This window comes from uncultured Tateyamaria sp., from assembly GCF_947503385.1.
Taxonomy (GTDB): domain Bacteria; phylum Pseudomonadota; class Alphaproteobacteria; order Rhodobacterales; family Rhodobacteraceae; genus Tateyamaria.
Genome location: NZ_CANNDO010000002.1, coordinates 900,791 through 918,904, shown reverse-complemented (window position 1 = coordinate 918,904; position 18,114 = coordinate 900,791). Strand labels below are relative to the sequence as shown.

Genomic DNA, 18,114 nt, shown 5'->3' with positions numbered 1-18,114 from the left:
AGGGCAGCAACATGCGCATTTTGGGAATTGATCCGGGCTTGCGGCACATGGGCTGGGGCGTGATCGCGGCCGAGGGCTCGCGCCTGCGGCATGTGGCCAATGGCGTGTGTCATTCCGAGGGCGACGATCTGGCGGCGCGGCTGCTGTCTCTCTTTCGGCAGTTGGAGACTGTTTTGGGTACGTATGTGCCCGAGGGTGCGGCCATCGAACAGACTTTCGTGAACAAGGACGGGGCGGGCACGCTCAAGCTGGGGCAGGCGCGCGGAGTGGCGATGCTGGCGCTGGCGCAGGCCGGGCTTCTGATCGGGGAATATGCGCCCAACGCGGTCAAAAAGACCGTTGTGGGTGTGGGCCATGCAGACAAACGGCAAGTGGCGCATATGGTGCGCGTGCAACTGCCCGGAGTTGATCTGGCCGGACCGGATGCAGCCGATGCGCTGGCCATTGCCATCTGCCATGCGCATCACGGGGGGGGTTCTGGTCTGGTGGCCGCTTTGGCGCGGGCGCAGGCATGATTGGCAAGCTGTCGGGGCGCATCGATTACAAGGCCACGGATCACATTCTGCTCGATGTGCGCGGCGTGGGTTATCTGGTGTTTTGTTCGGACCGGACCATGGCCGGGCTGCCCGGCACGGGTGAGGCGATTGCGCTTTTTACCGATTTGGTTGTGCGCGAAGACCTGATGCAGCTTTTTGGCTTTCCCACATTGGTGGAAAAGGAATGGCACCGGCTTTTGATGTCGGTGCAGGGGGTCGGGGCCAAGGCGTCTTTGGCAATACTGGGCACGCTTGGGCCGGATGGAGTCAGCCGTGCGATTGCATTGGGGGATTGGAACGCCGTGAAGGCCGCGAAGGGCATCGGCCCGAAGATCGCGCAGCGGATCGTGCTGGACCTCAAGGACAAGGCTCCGGCAGTCATGGCGATGAGCGGCAGTGTGGCCGCGGCCTTGGGCGAGACCGCGGCAGACGCGGATGCGGTGATCGAGCCGGTCGTGATGGCTGCGCCGGCATCATCGGCGCAGGCGGATGCGTTGTCGGCCTTGGGCAATCTGGGTTACGGGCCGTCCGAAGCCGCCGCAGCGGTGGCGCAAGCGGCAGGCGATGCGCCGGACGCGGATGAGGCGACGCTGATCCGCGCCGCCCTCAAATTGCTGGCACCAAAGGGGTAGGGCGCAATGACCGACAGCTCTGACCCGACGCTGCGGCCTGCGCCCTTGCCAGAGGATGTCGACCGGGCATTGCGCCCGCAAATGCTGGACGAGTTCGTCGGGCAGGCAGAGGCGCGGGCGAACCTGCGCGTGTTCATTCAGTCGGCGCGTCAGCGCGGCGAAGCAATGGACCATACGCTGTTTCACGGCCCCCCCGGTCTGGGCAAGACGACGCTGGCGCAAATTATGGCGCGGGAGTTGGGTGTGGGGTTTCGAATGACATCCGGTCCGGTGCTGGCCAAAGCGGGCGATCTGGCCGCCATCCTCACCAATCTTGAGGCGCGCGATGTGCTGTTCATCGACGAGATACACCGGCTGAACCCGGCCGTCGAAGAGGTGCTATACCCCGCGCTGGAGGATTTTGAGCTGGACCTCGTCATTGGCGAGGGGCCTGCGGCGCGAACCGTGCGCATTGAATTGCAACCCTTTACGCTGGTGGGGGCAACCACACGGATGGGCCTGTTGACCACGCCCTTGCGCGACCGTTTCGGGATACCGACGCGGTTGCAGTTTTACACCGAGGACGAGTTGTTCGTGATCGTGGACCGCAATGCAACCAAGCTGGGCGCGCCTGCGGATGAGGGAGCCGCGCGCGAGATCGCACGCCGGGCGCGGGGCACCCCGCGGATTGCGGGGCGTCTGTTGCGTCGGGTCGTCGATTTTGCAGTGGTCGAGGGGGATGGACGGGTGACGCAGGAGTTGGCGGACGCGGCGCTGACCCGGTTGGGTGTGGATCATCTGGGCCTTGATGGGGCCGACCGGCGATATTTGCGGCTGATGGCAGAGCATTATGGCGGCGGGCCGGTCGGTGTCGAGACCTTGAGTGCGGCTCTGAGCGAGAGCCGCGATGCGCTGGAGGAAGTGATCGAGCCGTATTTATTGCAACAAGGGTTGATACAGCGGACCCCGCGCGGGCGATTGTTGGCAGCGGGCGCGTGGCGGCATCTGGGATTGGATGCGCCGCGACGGGCGGGTGATTTGTTCGAATGATGATGGGTGACGTGCGTTCTGACGAACGACACCCCACCCACCATCCCTTTGGCGCGCAACGCTCGAGGCTTTCCCTTTGGGGCGAGCCGCGCTAGGTCCCGCGCTATGTTGACGACGGATGAGATCAAAGCGCTGTTTACCCGTGAGAGCGGCGATTATGCCTTTGCCCGGTGGGGGCGGCCATTGGCGCCAGTTGTGTTTGGTGTTGAGGATACGACGCTGGGCACGGTGAGAGGTGCAATTGAGGCAGTCTGCCAGCTTGCCGCACTGGACATGGCGGAGACGGACCCGGAACTGGGCGCAAATTTCATGTGGTTCTTTTTCGAGGACTGGGCCGAGTTGCCGGAGGTGCCGGGGCTGGACCGGTTGGTGCCCGATCTTGTGCCTTTGGTGGAGCGGTTGCAGACCGCGGATGCCAACCAATACCGGATTTTTCGCTTTGATGATGCAGGCGCTGTTCAGGCCTGTTTTGTCTTTCTTCGCATGGATGTGCATCTGCGCAATGTGCCCGCCGAGACGCTTGCATTGAGCCAAGTGGTGCAATCCGTTCTTCTGTGGTCCGACATGGCATTCCGGGATCGTTCCCCGCTGGCGGTTGCCGGGCAGACAACCGTTTTGCGGCCCGAGATTGCTGCGCTGGTCCGGGCGGCCTACGATCCGGTCATGCCGGTTGCCGCTGCAGATCCATCCCATGCACTGCGTCTGGCGGCCCGTTTGGGGGTGCTGCAGTGACCGCTGTGGTGCTGGCGCTGTGGCTGGCCATTGCGGTCTACCTTTTGGGCCGAGGGCTGGCCTATCTCATCGCTCTGTCCGCAGCAGCGCCGTCGTGGCAGTGGGTGGTCGACACGCGCATGTGGCTTTTGCTCGCGCCCTTTCTGTTGCCGGTTGCCTTTTACTTTTACCGGGCGGACCCGAGCGCTTTGGTTATTGTGGTGCTGGCCTTTGCGATGCTGATCGGCTGGTCCTCACTTTATGTCTTTCGCAATCTGTTGAGCGAAATGCAGGACGACTTGCAGCGTGCCGACCGGCGTTCTCATGTCGCGGGCGCTGCGCTGGTGGTTGTGCTGATCGCGGTTGTCCTGTGGGGGCTGCGGTGACAGAGTTGCGCCCATGACCCCGCATCATTTTCCCCTGACCGTCTATTACGAAGACACCGACATGGCCGGCGTTGTCTACTATGCCAACTACCTGCGCTACATCGAGCGGGCGCGGTCGGAGATCGTCGAAGCGTGCGGTCTGGACCAGAATGCGATGAAGGCGCAGGGGCTTGTGTTTGTCGTTACGCGGGTTGAGGCAGATTACCTATCGCCTGCACGGATGGGCGACCGGCTGATTGTGGTCACCACACATCAGGCCGCCAGCCCGGTGCGCTGGACGTTCGATCAGGAGGTCCGGCGCGGCGACACGCCGCTCTTTCGTGCGCATGTCATTGCCGTCACCATGACCACAGCGGGCAAGCCGGTGCGTTTGCCCGCAGAAATCCGCGCAATGGGCGCGAATTAAGGGCGGTCTGACGCCGAAGTGATAGCTTTCCCCTTTCGCCTGACGTATATTCCCGCGCAACAAGGGCACCCATAAACACGCCCATAACAAAGAGCAGGCAGTATGGAAGCAGAGACACTTGCGCTCGCGCACGAGGTTGATTTCTCGATGTGGGGGCTGTTCTTGCGCGCGACCCTGACGGTGAAGCTGGTAATGATCATGCTGATCATTGCATCGTTCTGGGCTTGGGCGGTTATCATTCAGAAATGGCTGCTGTACCGGGCGGCGCGGTCCGAAGCGGACCGGTTTGACCGGGCGTTCTGGTCGGGTGAGCCGCTGGACGGGCTGTTCGAGCAGATCGGACCGGAACCCAGCGGCGCATCGGAAAAAGTGTTTGCCGCTGGCATGGTCGAGTGGCAGCGCTCGCACAAGGAGGATGGTGGGCTGATTGCCAATGCCACCTCGCGGATCGACCGCAGCATGGATGTGGCCATCGCCAAGGAGGGCGAGCGGTTGCAAAACGGGCTGACGGTGCTGGCCACCATCGGGTCTTCGGCGCCGTTCATTGGCCTTTTTGGCACCGTGGTGGGCATCATGAACGCCTTTATCGAAATTGCCGAACAGCAGAACACCAACCTTGCCGTCGTGGCCCCCGGCATTGCCGAGGCGCTTTTGGCCACGGGCCTTGGCCTGCTGGCGGCGATCCCGGCGGTGATCTTCTACAACAAGCTCAGTGCCGACAGTGACCGCATCGTGGCGGGCTATGAGGCCTTTGCCGATGAATTCGCCACCATCCTCAGCCGCCAGTTGGACGGTTAGGCCATGGGCGCAGGCGTGATGCAAAAGGACGCGGGTGCCGGAGGCGGTGGCCGCCGCCGCAGGCGCAGACGGTCCCAGCCGATGGCTGAGATCAACGTGACGCCGTTTGTGGATGTGATGATGGTGCTGCTCATTATCTTTATGGTGGCGGCACCCCTGTTGACCGTGGGCGTGCCGGTAGAATTGCCGCGCACGGCGGCAAGTGCCCTGCCCACCGATCAGGAAGAGCCGCTGACCGTCACCATCACTGGCGATGGGGACGTTCAGATTCAGACAACATCTGTGCCGCGGGAGGAGCTTGTCGTACGTTTGCGCGGGATTGCAGCCGAACGTGACAGTGACCGTGTGTTCCTGCGTGCCGACGGTGCCGTGGCCTATGCGCAAGTCATGGAAGTCATGGGTGCGCTCAATGCGGGCGGTTTTTCGAATATCGGCCTTGTGACGGATATCGGCGGTCCGACCCTTGACGGTGAGGGGCAGTGACGCGTGCATGTGGGGCAGGTCATATCGGGCGCGGCCCATGTGGGGCTGATCGGCTGGCTGATCCTTGGCGGGTCGTTCCAGTCCGAACCATTGCCCTTTGAGGTGACGGAGGTGTCGGTGATTTCCACCGATGCGTTTGAGGCTCTGTTAAGCGCAGGCCCCGAGCCTGCCGCACCGACAGAGGTGGCGCTGCCCCAAGAGCCCCAAGTTTTACCCGACCCAATCGAGACGCCAACCCCCGATACCGAGGTCACATCAGAACAGCCTCAGCCCACGCCCGAGCCGGAACCAGAAACCCTGCCGGAGCCGCCCGCGCCGGAACCGGAGCCGGAGGTGGTAGACGAAGCGCCCAGCCTGCCGACGCCCGAGACACCACAGATCGACGCGCCCGAAGTGGCCGACACACCAGTACCCGAAGCCTCGGACCGTGTTGCGCCGGACGTGGTCGAAGCGCCCGATCCGGACGCAACTCCGGACGTGGTCGAGCAAGAGGCCGTGACAAACGATGACGGCGGCGAAACGCAGGCCGAAGAACAAGAGGCAACCGCGCCCGAAGAGGCCAGCGACCAGATCGTGACCGAAGCCGAAGAGCCGTCAGGTGCCCCACAGTCCTCCCTGCGCCCGCCCAGCCGTCGCCCCAGCGCGCCAACACGCACAACCCAAACAACGCCGGATACAACGTCCGATCCGCAACCCGCCGCACAACCCGAAGACACGTCCGATGCGGTTGAGGATGCGCTGGCCGGGATCTTAGGTGGTGGTGAGGATGAAACCGTGCCGCAAGGTCCGCCGCTGTCCAATGGCGAGAAAGAAGCGCTGCGCGTGGCGGTGTCGTCTTGCTGGAACGTGGGGTCATTGTCGACCGAAGCGCTTGGGACCACGGTTGTGGTTGGTGTCGATATGGAACAGAGCGGCAAGCCGGTTGTCGCCTCGATCCGCTTGCTGTCCAGCTCGGGCGGCAGCCAGTCAGCGGCAAACCAAGCCTTTGAGGCGGCGCGCCGCGCAATTATCCGCTGTACCCGCGATGGCTATTCCCTTCCGGCCGAGAAATATGGCCAGTGGAAAGAAATCGAGATGACGTTCAATCCCGAAAGGATGCGTATCAAATGATGTTCCGTTTGCTTCTGATCGTTATGGTGGCCTTTGGGGTCACGTCCGTCGCCGCACAAAACGGCCCCCTGCGGATCGAGATCACCGAAGGGGTGATCGAACCCCTTCCGGTCGCAATTCCGAACCTCGTGCCGGAAAACGCCGAGGCCGCCGCGATGGGCCAGCAACTGAGCCGCGTGATCGCTGCCGATCTTGCGGGCACGGGCCTGTTCCGCGAAATCCCGGCAGACGCTTATATTAGCCAGATCACCAGCTTTATCGCCCCGGTCCAATATGCCGACTGGAAGGCGATCAACGCACAGGCGCTGGTGACCGGGGCCGTGACGGTGATTGGCGATCAGGTTACAGTGAAATTCCGCCTGCACGATGTGTTTTCGGACACTGAGCTGGGTGAGGGCCTGCAATTTGCCGGCACCACGGATGGCTGGCGGCGCATCGCGCACAAGGTGGCAGACGTGGTCTATTCCCGCATCACCGGCGAGACGGGCTATTTTGACAGCCGGGTTGTCTACGTGTCGGAAACCGGCCCCAAGAACGAACGCCGCAAGCGACTGGCGATCATGGATTACGACGGTGCCAATGTGCAGTACCTCACCGGTTCCGAAGCAATTGTGCTGGCGCCGCGGTTCTCTGCGGATGGCAACCGCGTACTTTACACCAGTTACGAGACCGGGTTTCCGCGCATCTACGTGCTTGACGTCGGGTCGGTGCAGCAACGCGTGCTGGAAAGCCAGCAAGGCACGATGAGCTTTGCACCGCGCTTTGCCCCCAACGGGCAGACGGTGGTCTATTCGCTGAGCCAAGGCGCGAACACGGATATCTGGGCGATGGACATCAATTCCGGCCAGTCGCAGCGGCTGACCAGCGCGCCGTCCATCGAAACCGCACCCAGCTTTAGCCCCGATGGCAGTCAGATCGTTTTTGAAAGCGACCGGTCAGGCAGTCAGCAGTTGTATATCATGCCCGCAGGCGGGGGCGAGGCGCGGCGCATTTCCTTTGGCGAAGGCCGCTACGGCACGCCGGTCTGGAGCCCGCGTGGCGACCTGATCGCCTTCACCAAGCAGTCCAAGGGGCGGTTCCATATCGGTGTGATGCGGATCGACGGGTCCGAAGAACGCTTGCTGACCGCATCTTTCCTTGATGAAGGACCCACATGGTCACCAAATGGTCGTGTCATCATGTTCGCCCGCGAGACCCAAGGCGCGGCAGGCCGTTCGACCCTTTATTCCGTGGACATCACGGGCCGGAACCTGCGCCCCGTGCGCACCCCCGAAGGCGGGTCCGACCCGTCTTGGGGGCCGCTCCAGCGTTGATCTGAGGGTGCATTTTCATGGACGTACAATCGTGATACCGTCCCAACAGCAGTAAGACCCACGTAGACAAAAACACACGTGCAAGAGAGGCCGAGCCCCATGACACTGAAATCCATATTGATGATCTGCGCCGTGCTCAGCGTGGCAGCCTGTACCGATCCGGGCCGCTTTGGCGGCGACGATGTCACCAGCAATGCGGGTCTGGGTGGCGGCGGCGTTGTCCCGGGCAGCGCATCCGATCCAACCTCAGTCGCCTATTTCCAGCAGGCCGTGGGCGACCGCGTGCTGTTTGCCGTGGACCAGTCGACCCTGACGCCCGAAGGGCGCGCCACGCTTGACGGGCAAGCCGTCTGGTTGTTGCAGAACGCGGATTTCACCGCCGTGATCGAAGGCCATGCCGACGAACAGGGCACCCGCGAATATAACCTTGCCCTTGGGGCACGACGCGCTGATGCCGCCCGGGCCTATCTGGTCAGCCAAGGCGTTCAGGCGGGTCGCTTGCAAGTGGTCAGCTATGGCAAAGAACGCCCAATTGAGGTTTGCAGCAACGAGGCCTGCTATGCCAAGAACCGCCGCGCGGTGACCGTGCTGGCAGGCGGCCTGACAGGCTGATCCTGATGTCGCGTTGGTTTGCCCCTCTGGTGATTGCCGCGGCGCTGGCACTGCCCGGCACTGGCGTGCTGGCGCAGGACGCCGAAACGCTTGCCGATATCCGGCAGGAGATGACGGTCCTGTTTGTCGAAGTGCAGCGTTTGCGCCGCGAACTGTCGACAACTGGCGGGGCCAGCAGCAACCTTGCCGGTGCGGGCGCTCTGGATCGTCTGAACGCTATCGAAGCGGAGTTGCAGCGCCTTACGTCCAAGACAGAAGAGCTTGAGTTTCGCATCAACCGCGTGGTCACGGACGGCACCAACAGGATCGGTGATCTTGAATTCCGACTGTGCGAGCTTGAGACCGGATGCGACATCGGCGCGTTGGGCGACACGCCCAGCCTTGGCGGCGGCGACGCCCCCACACCCCCAGCCATTGCTCCGGCCCCGCAGCCTGAAACACAGTTGGCCGAACAGGAACGGGCGGATTTCGAGCGGGCGCAGGAGGCGCTCGCATCCGGTGACTTTCGCGCCGCCGCAGACCAGTTTGAGACCTTTAATGCGACCTACCCGGGCAGCCCCCTCTCAGTAGAGGCGGAGTTGCGCAAAGGCGAGGCGCTCGAAGGGCTGGGGGACGTGCGGCAAGGCGCGCGGGCCTATCTGTCGGCCTTCAGCCTCGACCAGCAGGGCCAGCACGCGCCGGAGGCTCTATATCGTCTGGGCGCGGCTCTGGGCCGTCTCGGTCAAACCCAAGAGGCATGTGTGACGCTGGCCGAGGTCGGCGTGCGTTTTCCCGCTGCTGCGTCAGTCACTGACGCACAATCGGCCATGCAGAATTTCGGGTGTTCGTGAGTGCTCATCACCCCTTTGCTAACAGCGATTGAGGACGTGGTGGGCAATCGCCCACCGGACAAGATGGCGGTCGCGGTCTCGGGGGGCGGGGATTCCATTGCTCTTTTGTCGGCGATGGCGCGCTATGCGATTGACCGCCAGATTGAGCTGCACGTCATCACCATCGACCACGGATTGCGCCCGGAATTCAAACACGAAGTGGCAGTGGTCACGAGCCTCTGCCAAAAACTCGGCTTGCAGCATCATCTGGAATTCTGGTCGGGCTGGGATGGGGCTGGCAACATGCAGGCCGAGGCGCGCGATGGCCGGTATGAGCTTTTGGCCGACTGGGCGTATGCGCAACAGATCGATTACATCGCACTGGCGCACACCGCCGACGATCAGGCCGAAACGTTTTTGATGCGGCTGGCGCGCTCTGCCGGTGTGGATGGGCTCAGCGCCATGTCCCCACGATCAGTGCGGCATGGCATCACATGGCTGCGCCCGTTTCTGAACACAAGGCGCGATGCGCTGCGCCTGTACCTGCAAGCGGCGGGTCTGACGTGGGTGGACGATCCCAGCAACCGCAACCGTGATTTCGAACGCATTCGGGTGCGTGACGCCATGACTGTGCTGGAAACGCTCGGCATCGGGATCGAGGCGCTGGTGGACGTCACCGCGCATATGAAACAAGCCCGCGAGGCGCTGGATTGGCAGGCGTTCCTCGTGGCCCGCGACCTGATCCAGATCGAAGCGGGCGCCGTGTCCATGCAGCTGAACCTGTTCCGCGCGCAACCCGTAGAGATCAAGCGCCGCCTGTTGATCCACAGCCTCAAGTGGCTGTCGGGTCATTACTACCCGGCGCGCCGGGACGGTATCGCGCGGGTCCTCGACGCGATCGGAGAAGGGCGGACAATCACCCTCGAAGGCTGCCAGATATCGCAGGAAGGCGGGCGCGTCTGGATTTTCCGTGAACTAAACGCCGTGTCCGAGATCGAGGCCGAAGTGGGCGACGCTTGGGACGACCGATGGACCATTGATGGCCCCGAAGATGACCCGGACATTGTTGTTCGGGCGCTGGGGTTCGATGCGCTGTCGACCTTCGAGGACTGGCGAGATCTGGGCGTTCCACGGGCCGCATTGGCGGTCACACCTGCGGCGTGGTATGATGGCACCCTGATTTGTGCACCTGTCGTAGCGTCCGACGGCGATTGGACCGCAGAGTTGGAAGGTGGGGCGGATGGCTTTTTCGCCGCACTTTTATCGCATTGAACATAACGCCTGCATGTCTATCTTGTGGCAGACAGCGCGCGCGCCGCGTGTCTGACCGCCTGCATCTGGAGAAAACTCTTGGGTAACGCACGCAATATCGCCTTCTGGGTCGTCCTGTTTCTGTTGATCCTGGCCCTGTTCAACCTGTTCAGCGGTTCTGGCAACACGCTTCAAAGCCGTGAAATGAGCTATTCGGAATTCGTGGCCGCCGTCGAGGACGGTTCGGTCACCAATGTGACGCTGGATGGCGAGCAGGTGCGCTATCGCAGCGGGACCGAAGATTTCGTCACGATCAAGCCCGAAGACGCGGAAATCACCGAACTGCTGATCGCCAACGACGTACCCGTCGAAGTCGAACCGCAACAACAATCTGGGTTTCAGACGTTTATCATCTCGCTCTTGCCCTTCCTGCTGCTGATCGGCGTTTGGGTCTATTTTATGAATCGGATGCAAGGCGGCGGCAAAGGTGGCGCCATGGGCTTTGGCAAATCCAAGGCCAAGATGCTGACCGAAAAGCATGGCCGCGTGACCTTTGACGATGTCGCAGGCATCGACGAGGCCAAGGAAGAACTGGAAGAGATCGTGGAATTCCTGCGCAATCCGCAGAAATTCTCGCGCCTTGGCGGCAAGATCCCCAAAGGTGCTCTGCTGGTTGGCCCTCCGGGCACGGGTAAAACGCTGCTTGCGCGCGCGATTGCGGGCGAGGCGGGTGTGCCCTTCTTCACCATCTCGGGTTCTGACTTTGTCGAAATGTTCGTGGGTGTGGGCGCGTCGCGTGTCCGTGATATGTTCGAGCAAGCCAAGAAAAACGCGCCCTGTATCGTCTTTATCGACGAGATCGACGCCGTGGGTCGCCACCGGGGTGCCGGTTATGGCGGCGGCAATGACGAGCGTGAACAAACGCTCAACCAGTTGCTGGTCGAAATGGACGGGTTCGAGGCGAACGAAGGTGTGATCATCATCGCCGCCACCAACCGCAAGGACGTGCTGGACCCCGCCCTGCTGCGTCCGGGCCGGTTCGACCGTCAGGTGACCGTGGGCAACCCGGACATCAAGGGCCGCGAGAAAATTCTGGGCGTCCATGCGCGCAAAACCCCGCTGGGTCCCGACGTTGATTTGCGCATCATCGCGCGCGGCACGCCCGGCTTTTCGGGTGCGGACCTTGCCAACCTCGTGAACGAGGCAGCCCTGATGGCCGCACGTGTTGGGCGTCGGTTTGTGACGATGATCGATTTCGAGAGCGCCAAGGACAAGGTCATGATGGGCCCTGAACGTCGCTCCATGGTCATGACGCAGGAACAAAAGGAAATGACCGCCTATCACGAGGCCGGTCACGCCCTTGTCGGACACCTGCTGCCGAAATGTGATCCGGTCTACAAAGCGACGATCATCCCGCGTGGCGGTGCGCTGGGTATGGTGATGAGCCTGCCCGAGATGGACCGGCTCAACATGTTCAAGGACGAATGCCACCAGCGTCTGGCTATGACCATGGCGGGCAAGGCGGCTGAGATTTACAAATACGGCGAAGACTCGGTGTCCAATGGCCCGGCTGGCGACATTCAGCAAGCCTCGGCTCTGGCACGCGCGATGGTCCTGCAATGGGGCATGTCGGACAAGGTCGGCAACATCGACTATTCGGAAGCGGCCCAAGGCTATCAGGGCAACACCGCAGGCTTCTCCGTCTCAGCCAACACCAAGGAGTTGGTGGAACAGGAAGTTCAGCGCTTTATTCAGGACGGCTATGAACTGGCGTCCAAAATCATCGCCGAAAACGACCAAGAGTTTGAGCGGCTGGCGCAAGGGCTGCTGGAGTACGAAACCCTCACCGGCGAAGAGATAGAGCGTGTTATGCGAGGCGATCCGCCCCACAGCCCCGACGATGACGACGGTGGTGCTGCGGTCGAGGACAAGAAACCAAGCCTGACAGCGATCCCCAAGGCCAAGAAAAAACCGGGCCCCGAAGGCGATGGCGGCATGGAGCCGGAGCCCGCAGGCTGATCCATTCCGCCTGTTGCATCCCGCATCACAAGAAAGAATTGGCCTCGCCCCGTGCGAGGCCTTTTTATGTCAGCGACCCAAGCCAGAATGGAGCCACCACATGCCCGCCCTGATCCCGACCCAGTTCACCGCCACGATCACGTGGCTGGGCCATGTCCCTGACCGCAGTGCCAGCCTGCGCGCGGTCCCGGTGCCTGCTGTGGATGTCACGCTGGACGGCTTTGCCCATGAGGACCACGGCGGCCCGACACGTCCATCGTGTGTCCGTGTGAAAACGCAATATCCCGAAGGCACGGAAATCCGGAACGTGCGCCAGCTCAGTATCCTGAGCGCCGAAGAACTGGCCGCCACGGCTGCGGATATGGGGTTGGATGCGATCGATCCTGCATGGGTTGGCGCGTCGATGATCATCGAGGGGATACCTGATTTCACGCATGTGCCACCCTCGTCGCGCCTGATGTCGGAAAGCGGTGTCGGCCTCACCATCGACATGGAAAACCGCCCCTGCATCTACCCCGCCAAGGAGATCGAAAAGGAGGCGGAAGGGTTCGGCAAGCTCTACAAACCCAAGGCCAAGGGGCGTCGCGGCGCGACGGCGTGGGTGGAACATGGTGGCCAATTGGCGTTGGGCGACACATTGGTGCTGCACGTGCCCGACCAACCGGTCTGGGCGCATTGGGAAACTGCGCGCAAGGGTTGAACGACGCAGAGGCGACGCGCACGCGGGTTCTGCACCCTTGATTTGACGCACCTGCTTCGGGCAGGTTGATGCGCAGGGGCCTGGGGGGGCAAACTGTGATCGACCTGTATCAGCTGGCGGGTTTTGTCGGCGTTGCGTTTTATTTGGGTGCCTATGGGTTGCTGCAACTGGGCGTTATTCGGGGCAATGATTACCCGTACGCCCTGATGAACCTTGCGGCGGCGTCTCTGGTGCTGGTGTCGCTGCTGACCAGTTGGAACCTCTTTTCCGCGATTATCCAGATCAGTTGGATCACCTTGTCCGTGTTGGGTATGGGACGCGTCTGGCTGATGACCCGCGGTCTGCGCTTCAGCGGCGAGGAACAGACGCTGCTGGATGCGCATTTTCCAACGCTCCGGCGGTATGATGCGCGCAAGGTGCTGGGCGCCGGCACCTGGACCAATCGTGCGCCGGGCGACACGCTGACGGAGCAGGGCGTGCCGGTGATGCAGCTGTGCTATATCCACCGCGGCGGCGCTGACATCGAGATCGGCGGTCAGGTCATTGCGCAGGTCGGGGCAGGTGGGTTCATTGGTGAGATGGGCTGTATGACCAGCGCGCCCGCCAGTGCCACGGTGCGGGTCAACGCACCTACCCGTATCTTTGTCCTGTCATCCGTTGCCCTGCGCCGACTGGTCAAACGCAATCCGGATCTAAGCCCGCATCTGGAATTTGCGTTTTCTGGCAACACACGGGCCAAGCTGATGGCCACGAATGCACTGTTGCAGCAATCGCTGAGCGCCCGCCAATCGGTTTCCGAAACGGCCTGACCCGTTTCCGAAATGAAACCGGTGCCGCGTTCCGGGCCGCAACATCCATCCAAAATGTCGGAAACGCGCGCATGGCCTCTGTGCATGCACCTGTATGCAGGCCAAGACAGCATAGCTGGACCTAAGACCTGCGGGGAGCATCATGGGCTACAAGACTGACATCGAAATCGCACGCGAAGCGGACAAGAAACCGATCCAGGAGATTGGGGCCAAGCTGGGTATTTCCAGCGATGACCTGCTGCCTTATGGCCACGACAAGGCCAAGGTGTCGCAAAGCTTCATCAACTCGGTGCAGGACCGCACCGATGGCAAGCTGATCCTCGTGACGGCGATCAACCCCACGCCTGCGGGCGAGGGCAAGACCACGACAACCGTGGGTCTGGGTGACGGTCTGAACCGCATCGGCAAGAACGCCTGCGTCTGTATCCGCGAAGCATCGCTGGGTCCGAACTTTGGCATGAAGGGCGGGGCCGCGGGTGGCGGCTATGCCCAGATCGTGCCGATGGAAGAGATGAACCTGCATTTCACCGGGGATTTCCACGCGATCACGTCCGCGCATTCGCTGCTCAGTGCGATGATCGACAACCACATTTATTGGGGCAATGAGTTGGAGATCGACACCCGTCGCGTTGTGTGGCGGCGTGTGGTGGACATGAACGACCGTGCCCTGCGCCAGATCACCGCCAGCTTGGGCGGTGTCGCCAATGGCTTTCCGCGTGAGGCGGGTTTTGACATCACTGTGGCGTCCGAAGTTATGGCGATCCTGTGTCTGGCCAAGGACCTGCAAGATCTGCAAAAACGTCTGGGCGACATGATTGTGGCTTACCGCCGTGACCGCAGCCCCGTGTTCTGCCGTGACATCAAGGCGGACGGTGCCATGACAGTTTTGCTCAAGGATGCGATGCAGCCGAACCTCGTGCAGACGCTGGAAAACAACCCCGCCTTTGTGCATGGCGGTCCTTTTGCCAATATCGCACACGGCTGTAACTCGGTGATCGCGACCACCACGGCGCTGAAACTGGCCGACTACGTGGTGACCGAAGCGGGCTTTGGTGCTGATCTGGGCGCCGAGAAGTTCATGAACATCAAGTGCCGCAAGGCGGGCCTGTCCCCGTCCGTGGTGGTCTGCGTTGCCACCGTGCGCGCGATGAAGATGAACGGCGGCGTGGCCAAAGCGGACCTTGGCGCCGAAAACGTCGACGCGGTCAAAGCGGGTTGCCCGAACCTTGGCCGTCATATCGAAAACCTGAAATCGTTCGGCGTGCCGGTGGTCGTGGCGATCAACCACTTTGTCACGGACACCGACGCCGAAGTGCAGGCGGTCAAGGATTTCGTGGCCGAGCAGGGCGCCGAGGCGATCCTGTCGCGGCATTGGGAACTTGGCTCAGAAGGGTCCGCCGATCTCGCCACAAAGGTTGCGGAACTGGCCGATGCGGACACCGCGAATTTTGCACCGATTTATCCCGATGACATGGCCCTTTCCGAAAAGATCCAGACCATCTGCAAGCGTATCTACCGGGCGGATGAAGCGCTGATGGATCAGAAGATCCGCGACCAGCTGAAACTCTGGGAGGAACAGGGCTATGGCCACCTTCCGGTGTGTATGGCGAAAACGCAGTACAGCTTCTCCACCGATCCCAACCTGCGCGGTGCGCCCACAGGCCATTCGGTCCCGGTGCGCGAAGTACGGTTGTCGGCAGGCGCAGGCTTTATCGTTGCGGTCTGCGGCGAGATCATGACCATGCCCGGACTGCCCCGGGTGCCTTCGGCGGAAAACATCATGCTGAATGTCGATGGCCAGATCGAAGGCTTGTTCTGACGGGATGACACGGCTCTCACGTTTGGGCGCGCGGGGTGAAATGGAATTGACCCCGGCCCCCCCGCGCGTCCAGCGTGGCCGTATCACGCCTGAAAGGACCAATTCGATGACCAGACTGCTCGCCCTGATTGCCGCCCTGTGCATGACTGCCCTGACCGCCCACGCACAAGAGCGGTACGAAGGCTATTACTACCCGCCCGTCACCTCGCAAGAGCAGTTTTCCCGCGTGATCCGGCAAGGACCCACATCGAACAAGGGCGTGCGGGTGGAGTTTGTGACAAACCTCACCGCCGCCCAACTGGCCGCCGCCGAAAGCCCGCGCTTTGTCTTCTTTGCCAAGGGCGCGGACGCCAAGCACCTCAACATCATCGCGCTGGATGATGACGTGTTTTCGACCATTTTCCGCGCCCGAGCGGTGATGGCGCAAATGACATCTAACATGCGCAACAACGACTTTTTCCGGGCGCAGGGTCTGGAATATGTCGCCACCTTCTACGACCTGCTGCAAATCATGGAATTCGACACGCTGGTGATCAGCGACGGTGAATCATGGGCGCATCAGGTCAATTTCTTTCGTGAATAAAAGGACTTAAATCCCATGAGCGCAGCGATCATCGACGGCAAGGCCTTTGCAGGAACGGTTCGGGGCCAGATTTCCGAACACGTGGCCCGGCTCAAGGAAGAGCAGGGGATCACACCCGGCCTCGCCGTTATTCTGGTGGGCGAAGACCCGGCAAGCGAGGTCTATGTCGCCGCCAAGCACAAGCAGACGGTCGAGGTCGGCATGGCCTCGTTTGAACATCGTCTGCCTGCGGATGTGCCGGAAGCTGAGCTCTTTGCGCTGATTGATGCGCTGAACGCGGATGCGTCTGTGCATGGCATCCTGTGCCAATTCCCGGTGCCTGATCATCTGGATGAACGGGCCGTGGTGGCGCGCATTGATCCGGCCAAGGATGTGGACGGGCTGAGCGTCGTAAACGCCGGGTTACTGGCCAGTGGAGAGACGGGTCTGGTCTCTTGCACGCCGCTGGGCTGCCTGATGCTGCTGCGCGATCAGTTGGGCAACATGTCAGGGATGGAAGCGGTGGTCATTGGCCGCTCGAACCTGTTTGGCAAGCCGATGGGACAGCTGCTGCTGCGCGAGAACTGCACTGTGACGATTGCGCATTCGCGCACCAAGGACCTCGCCGAAGTCTGCCGGCGGGCCGACATCCTCGTTGCCGCTGTCGGGCGGGCCGAGATGGTCAAAGCAGATTGGGTCAAGCCCGGTGCGACCGTGATCGACGTGGGCATCACGCGTATTGATCACCCCGAAAAACCCGGAAAAACCAAGCTGTTGGGCGACGTAGATTTCGCCGATGCCGCGACGGTGGCCAAGGCGATCACGCCCGTGCCGGGCGGGGTGGGGCCAATGACCATTGCCTGTTTGCTGGCCAACACCCTGACTGCATGTTGCCGCGCGCATGGGCTCGCAGAGCCGCAGGGGCTGACCGCCTAGGCAGGCACCGGGACCATTGTGCCTTGCAGGATCGCGACGAGAGTCTCGTCGCCGTTCGCGACACATACAACCTCGGACGTCACGACAATCAGGCGGCGGCCGGGCTTGACCACGCGGCCCCGCGCCACGAGGCGGTCGCCTGTTGCGGGCGCGGTCAGGTTGATCTTGATTTCTGCCGTCACGACTTCCTGATCCTCGGGGATCGTGGTCAGGGCAGCATAACCCGCTGCACTGTCGCCAAGGCCAAAGGTCAGTGCCGCATGGGCAAAACCCTGCTGCTGAAGACTGCCGGGCAGGATGGGCGCTGACAGGGTCACCTGCCCCGGTGCCACCGCGTCCAACTGCGCGCCAAAGGTCTGCATCATCGACTGACGGTCAAAGCTGGTTTGGATGCGGGGGCGCAAATCCATCAGCTTGCCCGTGCGAGGGGGATGGTGACGGGCATCCTGCCGGTCAAAATGGCGTGGGCATCCGGTGCCATCAGGCGGGCCAGCGCCGGATTGTGGCTGCGCAAGCCGCCTGTGTAAGTGCCAAAGGCCGGCATAATAAGCCGTTGATGATCCACGAGGAATGCGGCCCGTGTGACAGCACGCCCGCGGGTGTGTAGCGTGGCTTTGGGGTGGTAGTGACCGGAGACTTCGCCCTTGGCAGCAGCTTGCGCGATATGGCGAAAGGTAAGGGGGCCGATGGTGACTTCGGCCATGTGGCTGCCGCCGAATTCGAGCGGGCCGGGATCGTGATTGCCTTCGATCCAGATCCATTTTCGTCCGGCTTGCAGGCGGGTGATCCAGAGCCGTTCATCCGCACGCAGCGCTTCGGCTGCCGCGCGGTCGTCGAAACTGTCGCCAAGGCAGATCACATGGGCAGCACCTGTTGCATCGAGGTCAGAGGCGAGCCGGGTGAGGGTGTCGCGCGTCTCGTAAGGTGGCAGTTGGGCACCGCCACGCCGCGCAATGCGCTCGGCCTTGCCCAGATGCAGGTCGGAAACACAGAGCAGCGATTGCTCGGGCCAGAAAAGAGCGCCAGAGCCCATGGCGCGAAGCGTTGCGCCAGCCAATGTAAGGTCGCATGAGTTCATGATTTGTTCATACGATTTGCTCTGCGGCGTGGCTAGTGGAAATCCGACAGCGCTTGCTGATCAAATCACGTTGTCTCGGTGGTTGACGGCGCTGGAGCCGGGCCACACCTTGTGC

At 62.1% G+C, this 18,114-nt stretch carries 21 protein-coding genes; 19 read left to right on the top strand and 2 right to left on the bottom strand.

Annotated features, from left to right (window positions below; all coding sequences use genetic code 11):
* The first annotated feature begins 11 nt into the window (after positions 1–11).
* From ruvC to folD, 19 genes are all read left to right on the top strand, one after another.
* Positions 12–515 carry a crossover junction endodeoxyribonuclease RuvC gene (gene ruvC / locus Q1A85_RS10700; RefSeq protein WP_299688367.1) on the top strand — a complete coding sequence of 168 codons (504 nt, stop codon included), beginning with the start codon at positions 12–14 and terminating at the stop codon, positions 513–515.
* Positions 512–1,168 carry a Holliday junction branch migration protein RuvA gene (ruvA, locus tag Q1A85_RS10695; RefSeq protein WP_299688364.1) on the top strand — a complete coding sequence of 219 codons (657 nt, stop codon included), beginning with the start codon at positions 512–514 and terminating at the stop codon, positions 1,166–1,168. Before ruvC ends, ruvA begins: the two co-directional genes overlap by 4 nt.
* 6 nt (positions 1,169–1,174) lie before the next feature.
* On the top strand, positions 1,175–2,197 hold the full coding sequence (gene ruvB / locus Q1A85_RS10690; protein WP_299688361.1) for a Holliday junction branch migration DNA helicase RuvB: 1,023 nt from the start codon (positions 1,175–1,177) through the stop codon (positions 2,195–2,197).
* A gap of 105 nt (positions 2,198–2,302) precedes the next feature.
* Positions 2,303–2,929: a hypothetical protein gene (locus Q1A85_RS10685; protein ID WP_299688358.1), complete on the top strand. Its 627-nt coding sequence runs from the start codon at positions 2,303–2,305 to the stop codon at positions 2,927–2,929.
* Entirely contained in the window at positions 2,926–3,294 is a 369-nt protein-coding gene (locus tag Q1A85_RS10680; RefSeq protein WP_299688355.1) for a hypothetical protein, read from the top strand. Before Q1A85_RS10685 ends, Q1A85_RS10680 begins: the two co-directional genes overlap by 4 nt.
* A 13-nt stretch (positions 3,295–3,307) precedes the next feature.
* Positions 3,308–3,700 carry a YbgC/FadM family acyl-CoA thioesterase gene (locus Q1A85_RS10675; protein WP_299688352.1) on the top strand — a complete coding sequence of 131 codons (393 nt, stop codon included), beginning with the start codon at positions 3,308–3,310 and terminating at the stop codon, positions 3,698–3,700.
* A gap of 102 nt (positions 3,701–3,802) precedes the next feature.
* Positions 3,803–4,498 carry a protein TolQ gene (gene tolQ, locus Q1A85_RS10670; protein WP_299688349.1) on the top strand — a complete coding sequence of 232 codons (696 nt, stop codon included), beginning with the start codon at positions 3,803–3,805 and terminating at the stop codon, positions 4,496–4,498.
* 3 nt (positions 4,499–4,501) lie between these two features.
* Positions 4,502–4,981, top strand: coding sequence for a protein TolR (gene tolR / locus Q1A85_RS10665; RefSeq protein WP_299688345.1), 480 nt, complete (start codon positions 4,502–4,504; stop codon positions 4,979–4,981).
* A gap of 9 nt (positions 4,982–4,990) precedes the next feature.
* Entirely contained in the window at positions 4,991–6,091 is a 1,101-nt protein-coding gene (locus Q1A85_RS10660; protein WP_366140577.1) for an energy transducer TonB, read from the top strand.
* Positions 6,088–7,404, top strand: a complete 1,317-nt coding sequence (tolB, locus tag Q1A85_RS10655; protein WP_299688339.1) for a Tol-Pal system beta propeller repeat protein TolB — start codon at positions 6,088–6,090, stop codon at positions 7,402–7,404. The genes Q1A85_RS10660 and tolB overlap by 4 nt, the downstream gene beginning before the upstream one ends.
* A 99-nt stretch (positions 7,405–7,503) precedes the next feature.
* Positions 7,504–8,016 carry a peptidoglycan-associated lipoprotein Pal gene (pal, locus tag Q1A85_RS10650; protein WP_299688336.1) on the top strand — a complete coding sequence of 171 codons (513 nt, stop codon included), beginning with the start codon at positions 7,504–7,506 and terminating at the stop codon, positions 8,014–8,016.
* Between the two features lie 5 nt (positions 8,017–8,021).
* Entirely contained in the window at positions 8,022–8,846 is an 825-nt protein-coding gene (ybgF, locus tag Q1A85_RS10645) for a tol-pal system protein YbgF (protein WP_299688333.1), read from the top strand.
* Positions 8,847–10,097, top strand: a complete 1,251-nt coding sequence (gene tilS, locus Q1A85_RS10640) for a tRNA lysidine(34) synthetase TilS (protein ID WP_299688330.1) — start codon at positions 8,847–8,849, stop codon at positions 10,095–10,097.
* A gap of 78 nt (positions 10,098–10,175) precedes the next feature.
* Positions 10,176–12,095, top strand: a complete 1,920-nt coding sequence (ftsH, locus tag Q1A85_RS10635; RefSeq protein WP_299688327.1) for an ATP-dependent zinc metalloprotease FtsH — start codon at positions 10,176–10,178, stop codon at positions 12,093–12,095.
* Positions 12,096–12,195: 100 nt separating this feature from the next.
* Positions 12,196–12,795, top strand: coding sequence for a sulfurase (locus Q1A85_RS10630; RefSeq protein ID WP_299688325.1), 600 nt, complete (start codon positions 12,196–12,198; stop codon positions 12,793–12,795).
* A 95-nt stretch (positions 12,796–12,890) separates the two neighbouring features.
* Entirely contained in the window at positions 12,891–13,604 is a 714-nt protein-coding gene (locus tag Q1A85_RS10625; RefSeq protein WP_299688323.1) for a cyclic nucleotide-binding domain-containing protein, read from the top strand.
* Between the two features lie 142 nt (positions 13,605–13,746).
* The gene (locus tag Q1A85_RS10620; protein WP_299688320.1) at positions 13,747–15,423 is read left to right on the top strand and encodes a formate--tetrahydrofolate ligase; all 1,677 of its coding nucleotides are present in this window, start codon (positions 13,747–13,749) and stop codon (positions 15,421–15,423) included.
* A 106-nt stretch (positions 15,424–15,529) separates the two neighbouring features.
* Positions 15,530–16,006: a hypothetical protein gene (locus Q1A85_RS10615; protein WP_299688317.1), complete on the top strand. Its 477-nt coding sequence runs from the start codon at positions 15,530–15,532 to the stop codon at positions 16,004–16,006.
* A gap of 15 nt (positions 16,007–16,021) precedes the next feature.
* A complete protein-coding gene (gene folD / locus Q1A85_RS10610; protein WP_299688315.1) occupies positions 16,022–16,921 on the top strand; it encodes a bifunctional methylenetetrahydrofolate dehydrogenase/methenyltetrahydrofolate cyclohydrolase FolD in 900 nt (299 codons plus the stop codon).
* On the opposite strand, the gene Q1A85_RS10605 is transcribed toward folD, so the two are convergent.
* Positions 16,918–17,331: a PaaI family thioesterase gene (locus tag Q1A85_RS10605; protein WP_299688312.1), complete on the bottom strand. Its 414-nt coding sequence runs from the start codon at positions 17,329–17,331 to the stop codon at positions 16,918–16,920. The genes folD and Q1A85_RS10605 overlap by 4 nt on opposite strands.
* Positions 17,331–17,999 (bottom strand): ligase-associated DNA damage response endonuclease PdeM, encoded by a 669-nt coding sequence (gene pdeM / locus Q1A85_RS10600; protein ID WP_299688309.1) that lies wholly within the window; start codon positions 17,997–17,999, stop codon positions 17,331–17,333. The genes Q1A85_RS10605 and pdeM overlap by 1 nt, the downstream gene beginning before the upstream one ends.
* Positions 18,000–18,114: the final 115 nt, after the last annotated feature.

What these genes read in the sequence shown, in the direction of transcription:
- ruvC (WP_299688367.1), top strand. Translation starts at nt 12, where the DNA reads ATGCGCATTTTGGGAATTGATCCGGGCTTGCGGCACATGGGCTGGGGC.
- ruvA (WP_299688364.1), top strand. Translation starts at nt 512, where the DNA reads ATGATTGGCAAGCTGTCGGGGCGCATCGATTACAAGGCCACGGATCAC.
- ruvB (WP_299688361.1), top strand. Translation starts at nt 1,175, where the DNA reads ATGACCGACAGCTCTGACCCGACGCTGCGGCCTGCGCCCTTGCCAGAG.
- Q1A85_RS10685 (WP_299688358.1), top strand. Translation starts at nt 2,303, where the DNA reads ATGTTGACGACGGATGAGATCAAAGCGCTGTTTACCCGTGAGAGCGGC.
- Q1A85_RS10675 (WP_299688352.1), top strand. Translation starts at nt 3,308, where the DNA reads ATGACCCCGCATCATTTTCCCCTGACCGTCTATTACGAAGACACCGAC.
- tolQ (WP_299688349.1), top strand. Translation starts at nt 3,803, where the DNA reads ATGGAAGCAGAGACACTTGCGCTCGCGCACGAGGTTGATTTCTCGATG.
- tolR (WP_299688345.1), top strand. Translation starts at nt 4,502, where the DNA reads ATGGGCGCAGGCGTGATGCAAAAGGACGCGGGTGCCGGAGGCGGTGGC.
- tolB (WP_299688339.1), top strand. Translation starts at nt 6,088, where the DNA reads ATGATGTTCCGTTTGCTTCTGATCGTTATGGTGGCCTTTGGGGTCACG.
- pal (WP_299688336.1), top strand. Translation starts at nt 7,504, where the DNA reads ATGACACTGAAATCCATATTGATGATCTGCGCCGTGCTCAGCGTGGCA.
- ybgF (WP_299688333.1), top strand. Translation starts at nt 8,022, where the DNA reads ATGTCGCGTTGGTTTGCCCCTCTGGTGATTGCCGCGGCGCTGGCACTG.
- Q1A85_RS10630 (WP_299688325.1), top strand. Translation starts at nt 12,196, where the DNA reads ATGCCCGCCCTGATCCCGACCCAGTTCACCGCCACGATCACGTGGCTG.
- Q1A85_RS10620 (WP_299688320.1), top strand. Translation starts at nt 13,747, where the DNA reads ATGGGCTACAAGACTGACATCGAAATCGCACGCGAAGCGGACAAGAAA.
- Q1A85_RS10615 (WP_299688317.1), top strand. Translation starts at nt 15,530, where the DNA reads ATGACCAGACTGCTCGCCCTGATTGCCGCCCTGTGCATGACTGCCCTG.
- folD (WP_299688315.1), top strand. Translation starts at nt 16,022, where the DNA reads ATGAGCGCAGCGATCATCGACGGCAAGGCCTTTGCAGGAACGGTTCGG.
- Q1A85_RS10605 (WP_299688312.1), bottom strand. Translation starts at nt 17,331, where the DNA reads ATGGATTTGCGCCCCCGCATCCAAACCAGCTTTGACCGTCAGTCGATG.
- pdeM (WP_299688309.1), bottom strand. Translation starts at nt 17,999, where the DNA reads ATGAACTCATGCGACCTTACATTGGCTGGCGCAACGCTTCGCGCCATG.